This is a genomic window from Kumtagia ephedrae, from assembly GCF_003012745.1.
GTDB lineage: Bacteria > Pseudomonadota > Alphaproteobacteria > Rhizobiales > Rhizobiaceae > Kumtagia > Kumtagia ephedrae.
Window position 1 is genome coordinate 1 of the sequence record NZ_PXYK01000012.1, and the last position, 13,203, is coordinate 13,203.

Here is a 13,203-nt window from a genome sequence, read left to right on the forward strand (position 1 = left end):
CTCTCGAAGATCATTGGAAAGAGGTCGGGTCATCAGATGCTGGCCTCCAATCCAGCCAGCATCTTGAATCACAATTCCGACCGAACGGGAATCCGTTCCGATTCAGTCAGGCCGTGAACCGCTCTAGGCGGGCCGCCGCACTGGGTAGGCCGGCATTCCTCGACAGCGGCGAACGCGCCTGCTAGAAGCCCGCGCACTCCACGGATTCCAGACATGGCCGAAGACATCAGACAGGCGGTGGCACGCCGCCGCACCTTTGCGATCATCGCGCACCCCGACGCCGGCAAGACCACGCTGACGGAGAAGCTGCTGCTGTTCGGCGGCGCCATCCAGCTCGCCGGCGAGGTCAAGGCCAAGAAGGACCGCATGAACACGCGCTCCGACTGGATGAAGATCGAGCGCGAGCGCGGCATCTCGGTGGTCACCTCGGTGATGACCTTCGAATATGGCGACCACGTCTTCAACCTGCTGGACACGCCCGGCCACGAGGATTTCGCCGACGACACGTATCGCACGCTGTCGGCCGTTGACAGCGCGGTCATGGTCATCGATGCCGCAAAGGGCATCGAGCCGCGCACGCTGAAGCTGTTCGAGGTCTGCCGGCTGCGCGACATCCCGATCGTCACCTTCGTCAACAAGATGGACCGCGACGCGCGCAACACCTTCGAGATCCTCGACGAGATCGAGCAGAAGCTGGCGCTCGACACAGCGCCCATCACCTGGCCGATCGGCCAGGGCAAGACCTTTTCGGGCACCTACCATCTGGCCGAGAACGCCGTGCGCAGGAGCGACGCCGAGGTCGAGCGGCAGAAGGTGAACGGCCCCGATTCCAACCGCGTCGCCGGCCTGCTGCCGGACAACGAGCGCGAGACCTTCATCGAGGAGCTGGAGCTGGCGCGCGAAGCCTGCCGGCCGTTCGAGCTGGGGGCCTTCCGCGAGGGCCACATGACACCGGTCTATTTCGGCTCGGCGCTGCGCAATTTCGGCGTGCGCGACCTGATCGAGGGGCTCGGCGCCTTCGCCCCCAGCCCGCGCGACCAGGAGGCCGACATCCGCACGGTCGAGGCGACGGAGGCCAAGATGACCTCCTTCGTCTTCAAGATCCAGGCCAACATGGACCCCAACCACCGCGACCGCATCGCCTTCGTGCGCGTCTGCTCGGGTGCGCTGGAGCGCGGCATGAAGGCCAAGCTGGTGCGCACCGGCAAGCAGATGTCGCTGACGGCGCCGCAGTTCTTCTTCGCCCGCTCGCGCATCACCGCCGACGAGGCCTATGCCGGCGACGTGGTCGGCATTCCCAATCACGGGACCCTGCGCATCGGCGACACCTTGACCGAGGGCGAGGACATCCTGTTCCGCGGCGTGCCCAACTTCGCGCCGGAGATTCTTCGCCGCGTGCGCCTAGGCGACGCCATGAAGGCGAAGAAGCTGAAGGAAGCGCTGCAGCAGATGGCCGAGGAGGGCGTGGTCCAGCTGTTCTCGCCCGAAGACGGATCGCCGGCGATCGTCGGCGTGGTCGGCGCGCTGCAGCTCGACGTGCTCAAGGAGCGGCTCAACGTCGAGTACACGCTGCCCGTCGACTTCGAGATGTCGCGCTTTTCCATCTGCCGCTGGATCTCGGCGGACGAGCGCGCCGAGCTGCAGCGCTTCATCGACGCGCATCGCGGCGACATAGCCCGCGACCTCGACGGCGACCCGGTGTTTTTGGCCCAGCACGGTTTCTCGCTCAACTACGAGGCCGAGCGCTGGAAGGCGATCCGCTTCGAGGCGGTGAAGGACTATCAGGTGCGGGAAGCGGCTTAGTGTAAAACACTGCTTGACGTCCGGCGCTGTTTTGATAGTCTGTGGCTGCGCTCGCCCAACCCGCAATCATGCACCATAGAGACCCGAGCAATGACGCTCAACAACCTCGTGGTGTTGCGTGGAAAGACGGTCGTAGATGATATTGTCCTTTCGCAGCCGCGGCTTGAAAAGGCTTCATGTGAAGGGTGATCCACGTGGGCTAAATCCACAACACGTGGCCAAGATCGAGTTGATCCTCGATATGTTAGACCATGCCCGGGCACCGGAAGATATGAACCTCGCCAAGCTCGATTTTCACAAGCTGACGGGCGAGAATCCACCGCGCTGGTCAGTTCATATAAATGGCAACTGGTGCATCACCTTCGCGTTCGACGGCGAAGACGTTGTGGCGGTCGACTACGAAGACTATCACTGATGAGCAGCAGCAAGCGAAGCCTTCGGGATCCCAACCGGCCCCCGGTTCATCCGGGGGCCATCTTGCGCGATATCGTCCTGGAAGGCGGCGTGCCGTCCAAATCCGAGTTTGCCGCTGCGCTCGGAATTTCGCGGCAGATGCTGCACGGCATCTTGACCGAAAAGCATCCGATCACCGTGGAGATGGCCGTGCGGCTGGGCCATGTGCTCGGCAACGGGCCGGGCATCTGGGTGCGCATGCAGCAAGCCCACGACCTCTGGCATGCGGAACGCAGAATCGACACCAGCAAGCTCAAGGTGCTGCATCCGGCGGTCGCCGCCGAATAGGCCCGAGCAGCCGCTCGTTTCGACGCTGTCCGTGGCTACTAGGTGCGCGAGGCGCGCTTAGCCCGTCCGTCCTGCTCCGTCACTCGACGGTGAAACTACCCGACTTGCGCAGGATGGCGCCGGCGTTGCCCCACACCTCGACCTTGAGGTCGTAACGTCCGGGCGCGGGTGCGCCGCGCTTGCCGGCAAAGGACGAATAGGCCGCCTTCGGCCGGTCCATGCGCTCGGTCATGGTCTCGGCGAACGTGGCTCCGTCCGGTCCGGTCACGACCAGGCGAATGCGGTCGCCGGCGCGCAGATTGATGAGCCAGCCCCAGCCGACGAGGTTGGGCGAAGCGGCCGTCGCCGCCGGCGGCGGACCGGAGACCGGCAGAGCCGCGTGATCGAGCGGCTCGCCCGCCAAGCCCATCGCCAGAAGCTGCGGCCGCCCGCCGCCAAGCGCCGCGGCGACATCGGCCGCGAACAGCGGCGCGGCCTGGCCGGGCTCCTTCAGGCAACCCTGCCCCGGCCGGCGGCCCGTCATCGGCTCGACCACCGTGCCGTCGCGGCGCACGGTGACGTGGACATGCGGAAAGGCCGCCATGCCCGACGCGCCGATCTCGCCGAGCTTCTGGCCGCGGTTCACCGTGTCGCCGGGCGCCACCACCAGGCTGCCCCGCCGCATGTGGCAGTACTGGACTTCCAGCCCGCCGCCATGATCGACGACCATGCCGTTGCCGCACTCCTTGTCGGCCACGGCGGCGCGATCCTGATCGGTGACCACCAGGTGATCGGGCTCGCCGTCGCGGCCGCGCAGCACGGTTCCGTCGGCCATGGCGACGACCGGCACGCCCCGCTCGACGTCGGCCATCGACAGAACGCGCAGATCGGTGCCCTCGTGGCCGTCATAGGCGGCGTTGCCGCAAAAGGGGTCGGCGATCCCGCCGCCCTCCTGCATGTCCATGAACTGCTGCACGAAGCAGTCCTTGCCGGGCGTGCAGTCGGCCGGCAGGCCGAGCTCCTGCGCGGACGCCGGGACGGCGGCGATCAAGATGGCGACCAGGCACGCAAACCGCATCGAACGCTCCCTTCCAAGCGACGGATGTGGAGCCGCATGATGCATCGGACGCCGCCGCTTGGCCAGAACCGGCCGACATGACGGATCGCCGGCGCACGCAACCCTTTCGCTTCCGCCGGATTTCTGCCACGCCAGGCGCGGACAGTCGGTTTTCGCGGGTCTTGCTGTGACAGACGGCGGAGAATCGGCAAGAAAGGCCGCGCCAGACGAAGGACGCCAATGATCGACCGCCCCGACGCCGCTCGCTTCGCCCATGTCAAGGACTGGGTGTTCGACCTCGACAACACGCTCTATCCGCACCACACCAACCTGTTCTCGCAGATCGACGTGAAGATGACCGCCTACGTCTCCGAGCTGCTCACGCTGCCGCGCGAGGAGGCGCGCACGCTGCAGAAGGAACTCTATCTGAAATACGGGACGACGCTGGCGGGCCTGATGCAGCGCCACAAGATCGATTCCGACGACTTCCTGGAGAAGGTCCACGACATCGATTATTCGTGGCTCACGCCGGACCCGGCGCTCGGCAGCGCCATCCGGGCCTTGCCGGGCCGCAAATTCATCTTCACCAACGGCAACCGCGGCCATGCCGAGCGCACCGCCCGCCAACTCGGCATCCTCGACGACTTCGACGACATCTTCGACATCGTCGCCGCCGGCTTGACACCGAAGCCGGCGCCGGAAACCTACGACCGCTTCCTGGCACTGCATCGGATCGCCGGGCCGGACGCGGTGATGTTCGAGGACCTGGCGCGCAACCTGGTCGTCCCGAAGGCGCTCGGCATGACGACGGTGCTGATCGTGCCGCGCAATTTCGAGCCGACCTTCTCCGAGATCTGGGAGCGCGACCCGGCGTTCGACGACGCTGTCGATTTCGTCACCGACGACCTGGCGGGCTTTCTGGGCGGGCTGGCCGGCAGCCGCGCATGAACCGCTTCACCTCGGTCGAGGCGCGGATCGACGGCGCCGCGCATGCCGTACTCGATCGGCTGCCGGGACAGGGACTGTCGGGCGCCCTGGTCGAGTTCGTGGTGTTCGGGCTGAAACAGGCATGGGCCTGCCTGTTCGGCGGCCTGATGCTGGCGCTGATCCTAGCCACGAAATATCTGCCGCCCGACGCGATCGGGCTGGCGCGCTACGATTTCCTCTTCCTCGCGGCCTTGACCGTTCAGGTCGCCATGCTGGCGTTCAGGCTGGAGACGCCGTCCGAGGCCAAGGTCATTCTGATCTTTCACGTGGTCGGCACCGCAATGGAAATCTTCAAGACGTCGGCAGGGTCGTGGATCTATCCGGAGGAGAGCGTCTTCCGCATCGGCGGCGTGCCGCTGTTTTCCGGCTTCATGTATGCCGCCGTCGGTTCCTACATCGCCCGCATCTCGCGCATCTTCGACATGCGCTACGCATCCTATCCGCCACCATGGGCGACGGTCTGCCTGGCGGCGGCGATCTACGTGAACTTCTTCGCGCATCATTTCGTAGCCGACCTGCGCTACGTGCTGTTCGCCGTAACGGTGCTGCTCTTCCTGCGCACCACCGTCCATTATCGTGTCTTCCGCTTCCGCCACCGCATGCCGCTGCTCGTCGGCTTCCTGCTGGTGGCGCTGTTCATCTGGTTGGCTGAGAACATCGGCACATGGTCACGTGCATGGCTCTACCCTGGGCAGCGCGACGGCTGGGCGCCTGTGTCGATCCACAAGCTCGGCGCCTGGTATCTGCTGATGATCATTTCCTTCGTGCTGGTGACACTGGTGCATCGGCCCAAGGCGGTCGAGGCTGCCGAGCGGGATCAACGGGCGTCGGATGGCCTGCCCGCGGACGCCGTCACTGAAGATCGTAGAACCGGCTGATGATCTCCCAGGCGTCGTCGGCGGTGTCGACGAAATCGATGATGTCCTGGTCGCCCGGCGAGATCGTGCCCTGCTCGGCGAGGTAGTCGAGGTCCATCGCCCGGCTCCAGAACTCCTTGCCGAACAGGATGATCGGGACCCGCTCCATGCGGCCGGTCTGGATCAGCGTCAGCGTCTCGAAGAATTCGTCGAGCGTGCCGAAACCGCCGGGAAACACCGCCACCGCCTTGGCGCGCATGACGAAATGCATCTTGCGGATGGCGAAATAGTGGAAGTTGAAGCAGAGCTCGGGGGTGACGTAGGGATTCGGCGCCTGCTCGTGCGGCAGCACGATGTTGAGCCCGATCGACGGCGCGCCGACGTCGTCGGCGCCGCGGTTGCCCGCCTCCATGACGCCCGGCCCGCCGCCGGTGACGACCACGAACTCACGATAGTAGGAGAGCGCCGAATGCTGCGAGCACAGCCGCGCGAACTTGCGCGCCTCGTCGTAGTAGACGCTGTTCTTCAGCAGATTCCTCTTCTGCGTCTCGTTCTTGGCGGCCCAGGCCTCGCCGCCCGGTTCCGGCAGGCGGGCGCCGCCGAACAGGATGACGGTCGAGCGGATGCCGCGCTCGGCCAGCGTCATCTCGGGCTTGAGCAGTTCGAGTTGAAGCCGCACGGGACGCAGTTCGCGCCGCGTCATGAAGTCCTCGTCGGTCCAGGCGAGCTTGTAGGTGGCCGCGCGCGTCTGCGGCGTATCGGGAACGCTCCTCACCCGCTCGAGGTCTTCGTCGGCATGCGACAAAGGTGTCCATCCCGTCTTTTCGTTCGGATTCATTGCGTTTCTGTCCGTTTCCTGCCGGCCCGCGCCATCGCATGGCGCAAGCGCGATTGACCCGATTCCTGTCGTGAAATAGGGTCCGCCCGCCCTTCCGACACAGTAGAAGCCTTCAACCTTAAGAGCGCGTATAGCGGAGCATGCGATGCCAAGACCAGACCTGACGAGCCTCGAAACGACGATCGAAGCCGCTTTCGAGGCCCGCGAGGGCATTTCCACCGCTACGCGCGGCGCGGTTCGTGAGGCGATCGAGACGGCGCTCGACCTGCTCGACCGCGGCGAGGTGCGGGTGGCGGAGCGGCAGGCGGACGGCGCCTGGACGGTCAATCAGTGGCTGAAGAAGGCGGTGCTGCTGTCGTTCCGGCTCAACCCGATGGAGATCATCGAGGGCGGTCCGGGCGGCTCGGCCTGGTGGGACAAGGTGCCGTCGAAATTCTCCGGCTGGAGCGCGCTCGACTTCGAGAAGGCCGGCTTCCGCGCGGTGCCGTCGGCGGTGGTGCGGCGCTCGGCCTATGTGGCGCCCGGCGCCATCCTGATGCCCTCTTTCGTCAATCTCGGGGCCTATGTCGATACCGGCACGATGGTCGACACCTGGGCCTCGGTCGGCTCCTGCGCGCAGATCGGCAAGAACGTGCATCTCTCCGGCGGCGTCGGCATCGGCGGCGTGCTGGAGCCGATGCAGGCCGGCCCGACCATCATCGAGGACAACTGCTTCATCGGCGCCCGTTCCGAAGTGGTCGAGGGCTGCATCGTGCGCGAGGGCTCGGTGCTCGGCATGGGCGTGTTCATCGGCAAGTCGACCAAGATCGTCGACCGCACGACCGGCGAGATCAGCTATGGCGAGGTGCCGGCCAATTCGGTGGTGGTCGCCGGCTCGCTGCCCGGAAAGCCGCTCCCCAACGGCGAACCGGGGCCGAGCCTCTACTGCGCCGTGATCGTCAAGCGGGTGGACGCGCAGACGCGCTCCAAGACCTCGATCAACGATCTGCTCAGGGACTGACGCGAGGTCCTGCCCGCTCGACCGTGAGGCTGCAGGCCTCGCATCGCATTCGACCAATCCGTTCCCGGCGGACGCCGCCGGGACAAACCGCAAAGTTCCCGTACCCTTGTCAGAAACAGCGAAATTCATATGGCTGTGCTTCAGCTTCTCGGGTCGGCTTGGTCGGTACCCCTACGCGCTCGCCGGCATGCTGTGCTATCTGGCAAGAATGTTCCCGGTCTACAGGATCGTCATAGCGACGGACGAGGCAACGGTTGCCTATTGGAGCAGCATCTTCATGCTGACCGCTCTCGGCTCCTTCGTCGTGCTGGTGCCGCTGGCGGCGAAACGCCTTCATGACTTCGGCAAGCCGGCGGCGCTGGCGTTCCTGGCGATCTTCCTGGATGTCCTGATGTACCTGCCGCTCTGCTTCATTCCGGGCGACAAGGGGCCGAACCGCTACGGCCAGGCCGCCAACGAGCCGAAATAATCGCCATGGGCGAGGACCGGGCCATATCCTACCGTTCGCTCGATCCCCGCCTGATCATCCAGACGACAGAACGGCTCGAGCAGCGCATCGCCGACCGTTTTCCCGATGCCGGCCTCCGCAGGGTGGCGCGGGATCTGGTCGCGCTGGCCGGCGACGTCAGTCGCGCGGCGGTCGAGCTGGAGAAGCCGATCCTGTGGCTGCGAATCCTCGTCGGCTCGGTCTTCACCGCGGGTGTTGGCGTCTTCCTGTTCGTAGGCACCATCCTGCCGCTCGAGCGCTTCGCCGGCGACACGGTGATGGAATCGGTGGAAGGCATCGAGGCGTCGCTCAACACCGTCATCCTCGCCGTGCTCGGCATCCTGGCGCTGGTGCATGCCGAGGACCGGATCAAACGCAAGCGGGTGTTCCGGCAACTGCACGAGCTGCGTTCGCTGATCCATGTCATCGACATGCACCAGCTCACCAAGGACCCGGCGGCGCTGTCGCCGCATTTCACGCCCGCCGCGCACTCGCCCGACCGGCCGATGAAGCGTGGCGACCTGCTGCGTTATCTCGACTACTGCTCGGAGATGCTGTCGATCACCGGCAAGCTCGCGGCCCTGTTCGCGCAGTCGGTCAACGACGAGGTGGTGATCGACGCGGTCAACGACATCGAAGATCTCGGCTCCAATTTGTCGCGCAAAATCTGGCAGAAGATCATGATGCTCGACGCGGAGCACAACGCGGCGAAATAAGAACGTCGGCTCAATCCAGCGTGCGGCGGAACCGCATCAGCGCCAGCCCGGCGAAGACGACGGCGAATACCGACAGCGCGGCGATCTCGGCTGCGATCTCGGCAAAGTCGGCGCCTTTCAGCATCACCGCGCGGGTGACGCGCAGGAAATGCGTCAGCGGCAGGATCTCGCCGAGCGCCTGCGCCCAGCCGGGCATGCCGCGATAGGGGAACATGAAGCCGGAGAGCAGGATCGACGGCAGGAAGAAGAAGAAGGTGAGCTGCAGCGCCTGCATCTGCGTGCGCGCCACCGTCGAGATGGTGTAGCCGAGCAGCACCAGCGCCATGACGAAGACGAAGATAGCTCCGACCAGCAGCCAGAGCGAGCCGACGAACGGCACCGAGAACAGGAGCCTTGCCGCCGCAAGCACGACCGCGACCTGCACGCCGCCCACGACGAGATAAGGCAGCACCTTGCCCAGCATGATCTCGGTGGGCGAGGCCGGCATGGCGAGCAGGTTCTCCATCGTGCCGCGCTCGGTCTCGCGGGTAAGCGCGATCGAAGTCATCATCACCAGCGTCATCTGCAGGATGACCCCGAGCAGACCGGGCACGATGTTGTATTGGGAGATGCCTTCCGGATTGTAGCGGCGGTGGACGACCACCTGTAGCTGGCCAGCGGCGTTCTCGGCGGCGACGGCCTCCATGCCCTGCTCGCGCAGCAGCGCCTGGCTGGCGACCGTGCCGAGCGTGGCGATGGCGTTGCCGGCCGCCGACGGATCGGTGGCGTCGGCCTCGATCAGGATCCGCGGGTTGTCGCCGCGATCGACGCGCCGGCGGAAGTCGGACGGGATGGTGACGACGAAGGACACCTCGCCCCTGGCCATCAGCGATTCGGCCTCGGCCTCGCTGGCGGCGACGCGGACGAAGCGGTAGTAGCCTGTGGTCTCCAGCGCCGAGACCATGGCGCGGGTGTACTGGTCCTGGCTGGTGACGACAAGGGCGGCCGGCAGCGCCTTCGGGTCATTGTTGATGGCGTAGCCGAACAGCACCAATTGCACCAGCGGAACGCCGAGCATCATGGCGAAGGTGATGCGGTCGCGTCGCATCTGGATGAACTCCTTGATCAGAAGCGCGCCGAGCCGGCCGAAGGAGAACACCGCGTTCATTGCATGTTGTCCTTCGATCCCGCCATGAACTGGATGAAGACGTCCTCCAGGCTGGTCTCGCCAGGGCGCACCGTCACGCCGTCGCGCCGGGCGATATCGGCAAGCGACTTCTTCAAAAGCTTGGCGTCGGAGCCGACCACATGCAGCGTGGCACCGAAGGGCGCGATCTGCTCGACGCCCGGCCGCCCCTCCAACTCGGCCGCGACCTCGTTCAGATGCTCGCCCTCGACGACGAACGTCGTGAGGCCGGCATTGGCGACGACCTCGTCGACCGCGCCGCTGGCCAGCATCCTGCCGTAGGAGATGTAGCTGATGCGATGGCAGCGCTCGGCCTCGTCCATGTAGTGGGTGGAGACCAGCACGGTGAGGCCGTCGCGGGCGAGCCGGTGGATCTCGTCCCAGAACTCGCGCCGCGCCTTCGGGTCGACGCCGGCGGTCGGCTCGTCGAGCAGGAGCAGCTTGGGCTTGTGCATGATGCAGGCGGCAAGCGCCAGCCGCTGCTTCCAGCCGCCCGACAGCGTGCCGGCGAGCTGGTCGCGCCGCGAGGTCAGTCCGAGCTCCTCCAGCGTGCGGCCCACATGCTCCTCGACCGGCTTCAGCCGGTAGAGCCGCGCCACGAATTCGAGGTTTTCGGCGATCGTCAGGTCTTCGTAGAAGGAGAATCGCTGGGTCATGTAGCCGACCTCGCGCTTGATCCGCAGCGCCTCGGTCCTCAGATCGTGGCCGAGCACGGAACCCTCGCCCTCGTCGGGCGTGAGCAGGCCGCAGATGATGCGGATGGTGGTTGTCTTGCCCGAGCCATTGGGGCCGAGGAAGCCGACGATCTCGCCGGTCGCGACATCCATCGAGACATGGTCGACGACGGTCTTGGTGCCAAAACGCTTGACCAGGTTGCGGACGGAGATGGCGGGGGACGTGTTCACTGTTTTCGCCTCGGAGAGGAGCGAACAGCGAATAGGGAGTAGCGAATAGGGAACAATTTCATTGACTTGATCTCCAGGCGCGTAACCCTCGCTATTCGCTATTCGCTATTCGCTATTCGCTATTCGCTAGATCCACATCGACGATCTGCCCCGGTTGCAGCATCGTCGCCCCGTCCTCGGGGCGCGCCTCGACGAGGTAGACGAGCTTCTGGCGCGTCTCGAGCGAGTAGATGACCGGCGGGGTGAATTCCGGGTCGGGCGAGACGTAGCTGACGCGCGCCGTAAGATCGTCCGGGCAGCCGTCGCAGCGCACGGACAGCCGCGAGCCGATCGCCACCGAGGAGAAGGACGCCTCGGGAATGTAGACCTTCAGCTTCACCGCGCCGTCCGGCAGCATGGAGATGACGGGTGCGGATGGGCCGGCGACGTCGCCCGGCGTGCGGATGATGTCGTCGACGCGGCCGGGCGACGGCGCGCGGATGTCGCGCTTGCCGAGCCGCCAGTTGGCCTGGTCGAGCGCCGCTTCCGCCTGCTTGACCTGGTGCTCGGCCGCCTCGATCTCCTCAGGGCGGGCCGGCAGCCGGGCGACGGACAGGTTCGCCTTCGCCTGTCCGACCTCGGCGTCGGCGGTCTCGACATTGGTCGCGGCCCGGTCGTAATCGGCCTTGGTGGCGATGCCGCGCTCCAGAAGGTCGGCGAGCCGCGCGAGCACGCGCTTGGCCTCGGTCGCCTGCGCTTCGGCCGAAACGATGGCCGCCTGCAGCACGTCGATCTCTTCCTGGCGCCTGCCCAGCCGAAGGTTGGCGAGCTGGGCGCGAGCCTGGTCGAGCGCGGCATCCGCCTGCGCGACGGCGATCTTGGCGTCGCCCTTCTCCAGCGTGGCGACGGGATTGCCGGGGCTCACCCGGTCGCCGCGGCGGACCAGGACCTCCTCGACCTCGGCGACCTCGATCGGCGCCAGGAGGACGAATTCGCCCTCGACATAGCCGACGGCCAGCGGCGGCGGCGCACCGCAGGAGGCAAGCAGCGAGGACAGCAGCGGAATGGCGCAGAGCAGGCTCATGACGGCCCGCCTTTCCGGGCAGCCAGGATCGCGTCGAGATTGGCCCTGACGACGTCGACGACCGCACCCGCCTCGCGCTCGCCGATCTCGCTCCAGCCCATGCGACGCATCACCGCCTCGCGGCCGATGCGGAAGTAGATGACCTGCCCGATCAGGGTGAAGACAGTGATCTTTGTCCGCTCGCTCTCGGCCGGCTCACCGGTCGCCTCCTCCCAGATACGGCAGAGCCGCTTGTGCGTCGGCTCGAACACGCCGGCATAGATGCGGTCGAGCGCCTCGGTCGGATGCTGCAGCTCACGCAGCAGGAACTGCACGATCTCGCCGGCCTCCGGCCGCGCCACGACGAAGCCGACCATACGCTCCACCGCCGCAGCCAACTGCCGATGCGCCGCCTCGCGGTCAAGTCCCGCCTCGATCGACTGATCCACCCGGCCGAGCACCGGCCCGGCAATCGCCTGGATGGTCTCGACGATGTGGTCCGCGGCCGCCATGCGCAGGCCGTCCTTGCCGCCGAAGTGATAGGCGATCGAGCCGATATTGGCGTTTGCCACCGCGGCGATCTCGCGCGTCGAGGTCCCGTCGAAGCCTTTCCGACCGAACAGCCTGAGCGCTGCGAGCACGAGGGCTCTGCGGGTTTGCTCGGCGGGCGAGAGCTGGGGCGTGGGTGTATTGATCATTCACATTCTTTAATCAATCGATTGATTAAAGTCAACCCACGAGCCTGCTGGCGTTGTCCGGCGCCTTCACCTTTCAGGCTGCCCGGTCCATAGTCAGGAACGGAGAGGTCGGAATGAGCCAGGCGAAAGACACGTTGCTGGACCGGTTCGGCAAATGGCTTGCCGGACGTCTGCAGGAAACCTCATCCGGCTATGAACCCTACACGCCTTCCGACGCCGAGACGTTGCGTCGTTCGCTGGAACCCGGCGACGTCCTGCTGATCGAAGGCAACCAGCGCATCTCCGCGGTCATCAAATACCTGACTCAATCGACCTGGTCGCATTCAGCGCTCTATGTCGGCGACGCGCTGCCGCAGCCGGAGGACGGGTCGGAACGGCCGCGGCTGATCGAGGTCAATCTCGGCGAGGGCTGCGTCGCCGTGCCGCTCAGCAAATACCGGACCTACAATACACGCATCTGCAGGCCGCGCGGCCTGACGCCCGACGACCGCGCGGTGGTGGTGAACTTCATGATCGAGCGGATCGGGTTGAAATACGACACCAAGAACATCCTCGACATGCTGCGCTACTTCATGCCGGCACCGCCGGTGCCGGTGCGCTGGCGGCGGCGGATGCTCGCCTTCGGGTCCGGCGACCCGACCCGCGCCATCTGCTCGACCATGATCGCCGAAGCCTACGAGCAGATCCGCTACCCGATCCTGCCCGAGATCACACGGGCACCGGGCCGCGCTTCGGCACAGTCGACCTTCTCGCGCCAGGAGATTCTGCACATCAGGCACCACTCCCTCTACACGCCACGCGATTTTGACCTTTCGCCCTACTTCCAGATCGTCAAGCCGACGTTGGAGTACGGCTTCGACTACAAGACGATCACCTGGTCCGACCGCCTGGCCGGCACGACCGGAGAGCCGGCCATCGAGCGGTGACG

Annotated in this window: 15 protein-coding genes; 9 read left to right on the forward strand and 6 right to left on the reverse strand. The window is 65.9% G+C overall.

Going from position 1 to position 13,203, the window contains the following annotated elements:
• Nucleotides 1–213 precede the first annotated feature (213 nt).
• The 3 genes from C7I84_RS13470 (at nt 214) to C7I84_RS13480 (ending at nt 2,544) form a co-directional block, all read left to right on the forward strand.
• Entirely contained in the window at nt 214–1,803 is a 1,590-nt protein-coding gene (locus C7I84_RS13470; RefSeq protein WP_106772722.1) for a peptide chain release factor 3, read from the forward strand.
• 136 nt (nt 1,804–1,939) lie between these two features.
• A complete protein-coding gene (locus C7I84_RS13475; RefSeq protein WP_106772723.1) occupies nt 1,940–2,218 on the forward strand; it encodes a type II toxin-antitoxin system RelE/ParE family toxin in 279 nt (92 codons plus the stop codon).
• Nucleotides 2,218–2,544 (forward strand): HigA family addiction module antitoxin, encoded by a 327-nt coding sequence (locus C7I84_RS13480; protein WP_106772724.1) that lies wholly within the window; start codon nt 2,218–2,220, stop codon nt 2,542–2,544. The genes C7I84_RS13475 and C7I84_RS13480 overlap by 1 nt, the downstream gene beginning before the upstream one ends.
• A 79-nt stretch (nt 2,545–2,623) precedes the next feature.
• Here the strand turns inward: C7I84_RS13480 and C7I84_RS13485 are convergent, their stop codons facing one another.
• Nucleotides 2,624–3,601: a M23 family metallopeptidase gene (locus C7I84_RS13485; RefSeq protein WP_165816068.1), complete on the reverse strand. Its 978-nt coding sequence runs from the start codon at nt 3,599–3,601 to the stop codon at nt 2,624–2,626.
• Between the two features lie 219 nt (nt 3,602–3,820).
• Between C7I84_RS13485 and C7I84_RS13490 the strand changes: the two genes are divergently transcribed.
• Nucleotides 3,821–4,528, forward strand: coding sequence for a pyrimidine 5'-nucleotidase (locus tag C7I84_RS13490; protein WP_106772726.1), 708 nt, complete (start codon nt 3,821–3,823; stop codon nt 4,526–4,528).
• On the forward strand, nt 4,525–5,445 hold the full coding sequence (locus tag C7I84_RS13495) for a DUF817 domain-containing protein (RefSeq protein WP_106772727.1): 921 nt from the start codon (nt 4,525–4,527) through the stop codon (nt 5,443–5,445). Before C7I84_RS13490 ends, C7I84_RS13495 begins: the two co-directional genes overlap by 4 nt.
• On the opposite strand, the gene C7I84_RS13500 is transcribed toward C7I84_RS13495, so the two are convergent.
• Complete coding sequence (locus C7I84_RS13500; protein ID WP_106772728.1) at nt 5,420–6,262, reverse strand: LOG family protein; 843 nt, start codon at nt 6,260–6,262, stop codon at nt 5,420–5,422. The genes C7I84_RS13495 and C7I84_RS13500 overlap by 26 nt on opposite strands.
• Before the next feature lie 145 nt (nt 6,263–6,407).
• Here C7I84_RS13500 and dapD point away from each other — a divergent pair, with 145 nt between their 5' ends.
• The 3 genes from dapD to C7I84_RS13515 all read left to right on the forward strand — a co-directional run bounded on the left by dapD (nt 6,408) and on the right by C7I84_RS13515 (nt 8,465).
• The gene (gene dapD, locus C7I84_RS13505; RefSeq protein WP_106772729.1) at nt 6,408–7,262 is read left to right on the forward strand and encodes a 2,3,4,5-tetrahydropyridine-2,6-dicarboxylate N-succinyltransferase; all 855 of its coding nucleotides are present in this window, start codon (nt 6,408–6,410) and stop codon (nt 7,260–7,262) included.
• Between the two features lie 106 nt (nt 7,263–7,368).
• Nucleotides 7,369–7,731 (forward strand): DUF805 domain-containing protein, encoded by a 363-nt coding sequence (locus C7I84_RS13510; RefSeq protein ID WP_165816069.1) that lies wholly within the window; start codon nt 7,369–7,371, stop codon nt 7,729–7,731.
• A 23-nt stretch (nt 7,732–7,754) separates the two neighbouring features.
• Entirely contained in the window at nt 7,755–8,465 is a 711-nt protein-coding gene (locus C7I84_RS13515; protein ID WP_106772875.1) for a hypothetical protein, read from the forward strand.
• A gap of 10 nt (nt 8,466–8,475) precedes the next feature.
• Here the strand turns inward: C7I84_RS13515 and C7I84_RS13520 are convergent, their stop codons facing one another.
• The 4 genes from C7I84_RS13520 to C7I84_RS13535 form a co-directional block, all read right to left on the reverse strand.
• Nucleotides 8,476–9,612, reverse strand: a complete 1,137-nt coding sequence (locus C7I84_RS13520) for an ABC transporter permease (protein ID WP_106772731.1) — start codon at nt 9,610–9,612, stop codon at nt 8,476–8,478.
• Nucleotides 9,609–10,535 (reverse strand): ABC transporter ATP-binding protein, encoded by a 927-nt coding sequence (locus tag C7I84_RS13525; RefSeq protein WP_207771000.1) that lies wholly within the window; start codon nt 10,533–10,535, stop codon nt 9,609–9,611. Before C7I84_RS13525 ends, C7I84_RS13520 begins: the two co-directional genes overlap by 4 nt.
• A 112-nt stretch (nt 10,536–10,647) precedes the next feature.
• Complete coding sequence (locus tag C7I84_RS13530) at nt 10,648–11,598, reverse strand: HlyD family secretion protein (RefSeq protein ID WP_106772732.1); 951 nt, start codon at nt 11,596–11,598, stop codon at nt 10,648–10,650.
• Nucleotides 11,595–12,275 carry a CerR family C-terminal domain-containing protein gene (locus tag C7I84_RS13535; protein WP_106772733.1) on the reverse strand — a complete coding sequence of 227 codons (681 nt, stop codon included), beginning with the start codon at nt 12,273–12,275 and terminating at the stop codon, nt 11,595–11,597. Before C7I84_RS13535 ends, C7I84_RS13530 begins: the two co-directional genes overlap by 4 nt.
• Before the next feature lie 113 nt (nt 12,276–12,388).
• Here C7I84_RS13535 and C7I84_RS13540 point away from each other — a divergent pair, with 113 nt between their 5' ends.
• Nucleotides 12,389–13,201 (forward strand): C40 family peptidase, encoded by an 813-nt coding sequence (locus tag C7I84_RS13540; RefSeq protein ID WP_106772734.1) that lies wholly within the window; start codon nt 12,389–12,391, stop codon nt 13,199–13,201.
• Nucleotides 13,202–13,203 lie beyond the last annotated feature (2 nt).

What these genes read in the sequence shown, in the direction of transcription:
- C7I84_RS13540 (WP_106772734.1), top strand. Translation starts at nt 12,389, where the DNA reads ATGAGCCAGGCGAAAGACACGTTGCTGGACCGGTTCGGCAAATGGCTT.
- C7I84_RS13470 (WP_106772722.1), top strand. Translation starts at nt 214, where the DNA reads ATGGCCGAAGACATCAGACAGGCGGTGGCACGCCGCCGCACCTTTGCG.
- C7I84_RS13490 (WP_106772726.1), top strand. Translation starts at nt 3,821, where the DNA reads ATGATCGACCGCCCCGACGCCGCTCGCTTCGCCCATGTCAAGGACTGG.
- C7I84_RS13485 (WP_165816068.1), bottom strand. Translation starts at nt 3,601, where the DNA reads ATGCGGTTTGCGTGCCTGGTCGCCATCTTGATCGCCGCCGTCCCGGCG.
- C7I84_RS13530 (WP_106772732.1), bottom strand. Translation starts at nt 11,598, where the DNA reads ATGAGCCTGCTCTGCGCCATTCCGCTGCTGTCCTCGCTGCTTGCCTCC.
- C7I84_RS13500 (WP_106772728.1), bottom strand. Translation starts at nt 6,262, where the DNA reads ATGAATCCGAACGAAAAGACGGGATGGACACCTTTGTCGCATGCCGAC.
- C7I84_RS13535 (WP_106772733.1), bottom strand. Translation starts at nt 12,275, where the DNA reads ATGATCAATACACCCACGCCCCAGCTCTCGCCCGCCGAGCAAACCCGC.
- dapD (WP_106772729.1), top strand. Translation starts at nt 6,408, where the DNA reads ATGCCAAGACCAGACCTGACGAGCCTCGAAACGACGATCGAAGCCGCT.
- C7I84_RS13520 (WP_106772731.1), bottom strand. Translation starts at nt 9,612, where the DNA reads ATGAACGCGGTGTTCTCCTTCGGCCGGCTCGGCGCGCTTCTGATCAAG.
- C7I84_RS13495 (WP_106772727.1), top strand. Translation starts at nt 4,525, where the DNA reads ATGAACCGCTTCACCTCGGTCGAGGCGCGGATCGACGGCGCCGCGCAT.
- C7I84_RS13480 (WP_106772724.1), top strand. Translation starts at nt 2,218, where the DNA reads ATGAGCAGCAGCAAGCGAAGCCTTCGGGATCCCAACCGGCCCCCGGTT.
- C7I84_RS13475 (WP_106772723.1), top strand. Translation starts at nt 1,940, where the DNA reads ATGATATTGTCCTTTCGCAGCCGCGGCTTGAAAAGGCTTCATGTGAAG.